Source organism: Terriglobales bacterium, assembly GCA_035624475.1.
Lineage (GTDB): Bacteria > Acidobacteriota > Terriglobia > Terriglobales > Acidobacteriaceae > DASPRL01.
Window position 1 is genome coordinate 1 of sequence record DASPRL010000079.1, and the last position, 6,816, is coordinate 6,816.

The 6,816-nt window shown below is 67.6% G+C and carries 7 protein-coding genes and 1 tRNA gene; 2 read left to right on the forward strand and 6 right to left on the reverse strand.

The annotated features are described in order from the left end of the window. The 5 genes from VEG08_03460 to VEG08_03480 all read right to left on the reverse strand — a co-directional run. The coding region (locus VEG08_03460; protein ID HXZ27039.1) for a hypothetical protein at nt 1-1,005 on the reverse strand (1,005 nt) is incomplete at its 3' end. Between the two features lie 29 nt (nt 1,006-1,034). Then, nucleotides 1,035-3,359: a protease pro-enzyme activation domain-containing protein gene (locus VEG08_03465; protein ID HXZ27040.1), complete on the reverse strand. Its 2,325-nt coding sequence runs from the start codon at nt 3,357-3,359 to the stop codon at nt 1,035-1,037. A 193-nt stretch (nt 3,360-3,552) separates the two neighbouring features. Next, entirely contained in the window at nt 3,553-3,882 is a 330-nt protein-coding gene (locus VEG08_03470; protein HXZ27041.1) for an STAS domain-containing protein, read from the reverse strand. A 293-nt stretch (nt 3,883-4,175) separates the two neighbouring features. Beyond that, nucleotides 4,176-4,319: a hypothetical protein gene (locus tag VEG08_03475; protein HXZ27042.1), complete on the reverse strand. Its 144-nt coding sequence runs from the start codon at nt 4,317-4,319 to the stop codon at nt 4,176-4,178. An 87-nt stretch (nt 4,320-4,406) separates the two neighbouring features. Beyond that, nucleotides 4,407-5,153 (reverse strand): hypothetical protein, encoded by a 747-nt coding sequence (locus tag VEG08_03480; protein HXZ27043.1) that lies wholly within the window; start codon nt 5,151-5,153, stop codon nt 4,407-4,409. A gap of 125 nt (nt 5,154-5,278) precedes the next feature. Between VEG08_03480 and VEG08_03485 the strand changes: the two genes are divergently transcribed. Further along, nucleotides 5,279-5,647: a VOC family protein gene (locus tag VEG08_03485; GenBank protein HXZ27044.1), complete on the forward strand. Its 369-nt coding sequence runs from the start codon at nt 5,279-5,281 to the stop codon at nt 5,645-5,647. Nucleotides 5,648-5,673: 26 nt separating this feature from the next. Here VEG08_03485 and VEG08_03490 read toward each other — a convergent pair. After that, nucleotides 5,674-5,750: transfer RNA gene (locus tag VEG08_03490), tRNA-Pro, on the reverse strand. Nucleotides 5,751-5,955: 205 nt separating this feature from the next. On the opposite strand from VEG08_03490, the gene purM reads away from it, so the two are divergent. Beyond that, nucleotides 5,956-6,816: phosphoribosylformylglycinamidine cyclo-ligase (gene purM / locus VEG08_03495; protein ID HXZ27045.1), on the forward strand; the 861-nt coding region annotated here is incomplete at its 3' end.

Sequence of the window (6,816 nt, forward strand, 5' to 3'; positions counted from 1 at the left end):
GGGAGTCGCCGCCGGAGTGATCACGTGCAGGCTGCCGGCCGCGTCGGGAACGTAGATCTTGCCCAGCGCCGCCACTGGCGAGCGCAGCAGCCCCGCCGTCCCCGTCTGGAAGGAGCCCGAACTCGGCCAGTTGGGGTCGCTGGTCGCCTTCGCGGGTGTGCCCTGGAAGACCCCGGTGATCTTCCACACCTTGCCGCTGTCGTCGCCGACGTAGGCGGTGTCGCTTCCGTAGTCGATGTAGGGTGTGGAGGAGGAGTCCGCCACCGCGCCCAGGGTGACGCTGCGCAGGCAGGAGGTCACACAGGTGACGTCCGGGGTCAAGGGAGCGGTGGCCGTCCCTCCCCCCGTGCCCCAGGTCAGGACATAGAAGGTCGCCACTCCTCCGGGATTGCCCACGAAGGCCAGCTTGTGGCCGTCGGAGGAGAGCGACAGCGATCCCGTCACCGCGGTCGAGCCCGCGTTGAAGGCGAACCGCACCGTGGGCTGGCCGCTGTTGGCGGCGTCGCAGAGCCCGCCCCCGGCGATCACTCCGCTGCTGTAAAGGTTGTTGAAGGCGATGATGTTGGCCTGGGTCGCCGAACCCGCCACGTTCAGCCCGTAGGCCACGTAGTCGTTGGCGCAACTGGGCGCGGCCGAGACATCGAAGGAGAACTTGGCGGCCATGGCGCCCGCCGGCAGCGTGGCCGTCGCCGAGCCCAGCGAGGCGCTCCAGTCCACGTGCATCCGCGTCTTGCCGCGTCCCCAGACGGGAGGGGGAAAGCGCAGGGCCCCGGGCGAGTGCCGGAGCCAGCTCATCCACACCCGCGGATCGCGCACCGCCTTGGCCGCCACGTTGCGCTCCGTCAGGCCGGTGTAGGCCACGTGGTGCGAGCTCCAGTCCAGCAGCAGCCCGGTGTGCCTCGGAGCCGGGCCGGCCGGCGGCGCCGGCTGCTGTCCCCAGGCGGTCGCCGCCAGGAGAAGAACGAGAACGCTGAGTGGCACCGCAACCGCGCGCCTGGGTTCCATGCTCGCTGTCTCCATCTTCCGTCCCGGGTCTACGGGGTGATCGTGAGGCTCACGTCGTCGACGTACATGTAGGTGAGGTCGCCGAAGCCGTCGCCGTGCGCGTTGAAGTAGATGCGGATGGTCTGGCCCTTGTACGGGGTCAGGTCGTAGGTCACCTGCGTCCACGTCTGCGTGTTCTGGCACACCTTCAGGACCTGCGCCAGGGTGTTGCCGGAGGTGTTCTGGATCTGCGCCTCCTGCCAGTCGTAGTTGATGCTGTCCTGGGAGGCGGGCCAGTACCAGAAGGTGAGGGTGGCGCTGGTGAAGGTGCCCGGCAGCGTGATGTCCTGCGAGAGGAAGGAATCGCCGTTGGGCTCCGGGGCCGCGCTCGCCCCCAGCAGCGCGCTGAAGCTGCCGGTGTGTTTCTGCACCGTGCTGGCGGAGGGCGCCAGGGCGCCGCCGGTGGTCCAGCCGGTCAGGTTGCCGGTCTCGAAGCCTCCGTTCACGATGTTGGCGTTGCCCGAGCCCGAGCCGGTGGGCGTCTGGCCCCACTGCGTCACCAGGAAGAAGGCGTCCACCGTGCCCAGGCCGGTGGCCTGGTCATAGGCAGGGCCGGCATTGAAGCCGATGGGCGTGGTCAGCGTGGGCACCTTGTTGCTCAGCGTGGTGACGTCATGGAAGGCGGTCACGCCATGGTTGGCATACTGGCTGTTGGCCATGGCATAGAAGGTGGGATTGGCGTTGCCCTGGCGGCTGCCCGTCTTCTGCACCACCAGCGCCATCAGCCCCGCGAACGACGGCGAAGAGGCGGAGGTGCCACCCACCGCGATCAGGCCACTGGCGCTGGCGTCCGCCTGCTGGACGATGTAGCCGTCATGCCCGGCGGCGCTCAGCGAGACGTCGGGCACGTCCCGCTTGCTGTCCCCGGGCACCCCCGGTCCCGCCTGCCAGACAGGCTTGGCGTACACCGTGCTTGCGCCTCCACCCGTCGCCCACAACTGGGAGCCTCCCGCCACCGCGCCGCTCTCGTTCCACGCCTCCTCCGGAATGTAGGAGAGCGCCGACCCCTGCACGGCATTGTTGGTCGCCGCCCAATACAGGCTGGGGTTGGCGGTGTCCAAGAACTCCGAACCGCCCACCGCCACGTTGGAGGGAGTGGAGGAGAGCCCGCTCACGGCCAGCCCCAGCAAGGCCCTGGTCCGGTTGGGAGGATCGCAGCCGGCCGCGCCGCTGTCGCCCGAGGAGACGAAGGCGGTCTGGCCCTGCGCTGCCGCCTGCGACCAAGTGTTGGCCCAGAAGGTGTTCTCCGCGGCTCCCATCACCGATTCGCACTGCCCGAAGCTGGTGCTGATGACGGGAGCGACGTTGTTGGTCACGATGTACTGCGCCGACAGGTCCACGCCGTCCGTGGCCGTGGACTTGGAGATCACGAATTTGATGGTGGCGTTGCGCGCCACCGCTCCCGACCATTCCACGTCCAGGTCGGCCTCGGTCTCTTCGCCGCTGCTCACGATGCCCGGAGGGGTGCCGTTGTGGATGAAGACGGGATCGTTGGCGGGCAGCCCGAAGAAAGTGCGGAAGGTCTGCACGTCCGACAGGTTGATGTCGGTGCGTCCCACGATGGCGATGCTCTGCCCGGTCCCGTTGATGCCGCGGCCGTACAGCCGCCACACGTCGTAGATGGTTGCGAAGTCCGAGGGCGCCAGAAAGTGGTTGGTGCCCGAGGTGAACTGAGGATCGAAGTAATGGCCCGGCACCGCCACCGTCCCCGTGTGCAGCGGCTGGCTGCGGAAGTCGTGCAGGCTCAGCGGGCCCGCCACGATGCCCGCCAGCGCCCGCGGGATGGAGGGGTCCCGGTCGTTGCCGTAGTGCCCCTGCCCCTGCGCCCGGAGGCTCCGCATGCGCACGTGGAAGGCGCGCTCCACCTGCTGCACCGTGCCGCTGAAGTTGATGGCGCGGCCCCCGGCGGGGATCTCGTCGATGGTGAAGCCGTAGCTCTTCAGCCAGTCCACCACCGCCGCGATCTGATCCGGCGGCACGCCGAACTGCTGCTCGAACTGCTGCGGCGTCAGCCACTGGTGATAGTTGGGCGAAGCCGGGTCCTGCAGATCGGCGAGGAACTGCTGCAGTTGACGCTCCACCGTCGGCCCCGGGGTCAGCACCAGCACCATGCGCTGCATGGGCAGGCTGACGTCCATGGGCCCGATGTCGTTTTGCGGCCGCGCCATGGGATGCACGTTGTGGCGCAGCACCACCCGGTCGCTGTCATCGACGGCGATGCCGGGCAGGTCCCGGACAGAAGCCCGGTGGCCCTGGCCCCAGGCCGAGGCCGCGAGGCTGGCGGTCAACAGCAGGCAGGCTGTGGAGCGAAGCATACGTCTCCTCTCGACACTGATACCTGGTCGGCGCCTTCGGAGGAGATCCAGCGCCCCGTCCTGGAGAAACACACAGGACGGCCCCCACAGATCGAACAAAGTATACCCCCGAGGGCCCTCCCCAAGCCATGCCTGGGGAGGATGGGGAAGAGGTGAGGGCCCGTGCCCACCAAGGGGCGCGGTCAAGCAGACTTCAGGCCACGCGGATGCCGGCGCTCTCCACCGCGCCCTGGAAGAGTTCGCCCAGGCCGGTCACATCCAGGACCTCGCGCACCTGCGCGCTCAGGTTCCACAGGGCCAGTTCGCGGCCGCTTTCCTGCGCCCGCCGCAGCAGGTCGGCCAGCGCGCCTACGCCGGCCGCGTCGATGGCCTCCACCTCGCCCAGGTCCAGGACCAGGCGCGGCTCCGCGCACTCCAGGATCGACACCAGCCTCTCCAGGTTGCGCTCGCCCGCCACCAGCCGGCCGGTGCAGCGCACCACTGCCAGCCCGGGTGTTCCCAGCTCGGTATGAAACTTAAGCATGCCGTTTCTCCCAGTGCTCCGCCGCCATCCATCATCCCCCGGACGGGGTGTCGGATGTGTGAACTCCCGGTTAATTATGGTTACGTTCTGGCTACTCACTTGGTTCCTTCTGGATTACGAAGCTGTCTTTTACTTAGACGCAGGACGCGGCGGGAAGTTTGCAGAAAATTCGGCCCCGGCGCGCCGCCGCGGCGCGCCCTGCCACTTCGCATGCGAAACACCGAGGGGCGGGAGAGAGGAGTCTCTCGAGGGTTTTAGAGCCGGCCGTGGAGGCCGGCCATGCCCTTCGTCATTCAGTGGCTATGTGGGTGATCGTGGGTCTCCATCTTGTGCTGGAGGTCACGGACCTCCTGCTGTAGCTTCTTCACCTGTTCTTCCAGAGTCTTGATGCGCTGATCGGTGTCGGGGTGCTTGTGACCAGCCTGCTGCTCTGCCATAAGGTCCTCCGAATCGCTTGACATGCTACCAAAACGCACCCGAACTCAGCTTCCGGCAATCGCGTCTCCGACTAGAACGCAGGCTGTTCAGCCGCCCAGAGGAGGCAGCCAGCCAGCCGAGCCCAGCAGGAAGATGCCGCCAACAACCAGACTGTAAACAGCAGTGGCCGCCGTGACCGCCACTTGGACCTTGGGCAGGCGCACGCTGACGCCGAACAGTCCGGCAGCGGAGGCGGTCATCAGGGTATTCATGACCAACAGGCCAAGGAGAAACATCCCCAGCCCAAGAAAGCCCTTCCCGATGCCCCCCAGGTTGGCAGCCAGCAGGAAGATGAGCAACTGGGTGGGAGTCTCGGCTCCTAGCCCATGGATGACCCCCACCACGAAGCAAGTCTTGGAATCGTAGTTCCAGTTTGCGGGCTGAGGCGCGGGCAGGTGGGGATGCCAGTGCGAGCGAGCCTTCCAATGCAGCCAGCGACCCAGGCGGGCGACCAGTAGGAAGCGGCTGGTCGGCGTGTAGTCGCCGCGAAACAGCGATCCCAGAACATAGATGCCCAGCACCACCAGAGTCAGGCCCACCAGGCGCTCGGCGATGCGGTCGATGCCTTGCGGCAGCGAGAGCTGGAAGAAGATCACCGCGCTGCCCAGGGCGGCAACCGTGGCGGCGTGGCCGAGGGCATAGAGCAATCCCAGGCGCATGGCGCGCTTGCCCGAGCTCTGCACGCTGGTGATATCGGAGATGGCGGCGATGTGGTCGTAGTCGAAGCCGTGCCGGAAGCCGAGGACAGCGGCCGAGAGGAGAGCGAGTTCGACGCTTACCGGAGCAGCCGCCAAGGGAGACTCACCTCGCACTGCGCAGAGCGGCAGTATACCTTGGCCGACCGCCTTCCTGCTGTGATGGTCGGGGGAACCCCGGTCTCGCCCGGCCGCGCCCGGGGGCTGCGATACACTTCCTCTCCATGATCCGCCAGATCGTACCGCTGTTCTTCACCACCGACATTCCCGGCACGCTCGCCTATTACAAAGACAAGCTCGGCTTCGAGTGCCTGGGGACTTGGCAGGACCCGCCGGTGTACGCCATCGTGGCGCGCGACCGGCACGCCATCCACTTCCGCTGCGCCGCGCCCCCCACCGCCAATCCCCACAAGTACGCGGATGAGCTGCTCGACGCCTACCTGCACGTCGAGGACGCCGACGCCCTCTATGCCGAGTACGCCGCCCAGGGTGTGGAGTTCACCCGCGGACTCGCCAACATGCCCTGGCGCTCGCGAGAGTTTGTAGTGAAGGACTGCGACGGCCGCCTGCTGGCCTTCGGCGCGAACGTGTAGTGGGCTTCCAGCCAGGCCGATGGTGTTGGTCGGGGAGAGAGGATTTGAACCTCCGACCCCCTGGTCCCGAACCAGGTGCTCTACCAGGCTGAGCCACTCCCCGACGTAGGAGGACCGGCAGCAGGTGCCGGCGATCGCGCCGCCTGGGCGCGGCGCGCGGGACGACGAAGCCAGCGCCGCGCTGAAACCGCAGCCCGCCTCATCCTGAGAAATTATAGCAGAGGAATGCGCTCGCCCCGCCGTCGGCGCGCGGTCGCCCGCGCTCCCCTTTGCTGCCGGCCCGCGCCGTCCAGCCGCGTGCCGCCCGCATGCTACAATCCCTGTTCTCCTGGAAGCAGCGGGATCCTCAGAGGCAGGCCTTCATCGTGGCGCAACCCAGCTCCACCCGTGCCCTCACCTACGCCGACGCGGGCGTGGACATCGAGCGCGCCAACCGCACCAAGCAGCGCATCAAGTACCTGGCCCAGCGCACCTTCACCCGCGGCGTGCTCAGCGAGATCGGGGGCTTCGGCGGCCTGTTCGCGGTGGACCGCAAGAAGTACCGCGACCCGGTGCTGGTCTCCAGCGTCGATGGCGTGGGCACCAAGCTCAAGCTGGCCTTCGAGATGGACCTGCACCACACCGTGGGCGCCGACCTGGTCAACCACTGTGTCAACGACATCGCGGTGCAGGGCGCCGCGCCCCTGTTCTTCATGGACTACCTGGCCACCGGCAAGCTCGAGCCCGAGGTAGCGGAGAAGGTGATCGCCGGCATCGCCGAGGCCTGCAAGCAGAACGGCTGCGCCCTGATCGGCGGCGAGACCGCGGAGATGCCCGGCTTCTACCCCGCGGGGGAGTACGACCTGGCCGGCTTCATCGTGGGGGTGGTGGAGCGCAGCCGCGTCCTCACCGGCAAGGAGGTCGAGGTGGGCGACATCCTGGTGGGTCTGCCCTCCAACGGCCTGCACACCAACGGCTACTCCCTGGCCCGCAAGCTGCTCTTCCAGGTGGCCCGCTACTCGCCGGAAACCTACGTCAACGGCATCAAGAACAAGGTGGGCAACGAATTGATGCGCACCCACAAGAGCTACTGGCCGGCGGTGCGGCGGCTGCTCGATGCCCGAGCGGTCTCCGCCCTGGCCCACATCACCGGCGGGGGCATCACCGAGAACCTGCCGCGGGTCCTGCCC

Excerpts from the sequence above, each read along its gene's own strand:
- VEG08_03465 (HXZ27040.1), bottom strand. The coding sequence starts at position 3,359 with ATGCTTCGCTCCACAGCCTGCCTGCTGTTGACCGCCAGCCTCGCGGCC.
- VEG08_03470 (HXZ27041.1), bottom strand. The coding sequence starts at position 3,882 with ATGCTTAAGTTTCATACCGAGCTGGGAACACCCGGGCTGGCAGTGGTG.
- VEG08_03475 (HXZ27042.1), bottom strand. The coding sequence starts at position 4,319 with ATGGCAGAGCAGCAGGCTGGTCACAAGCACCCCGACACCGATCAGCGC.
- VEG08_03485 (HXZ27044.1), top strand. The coding sequence starts at position 5,279 with ATGATCCGCCAGATCGTACCGCTGTTCTTCACCACCGACATTCCCGGC.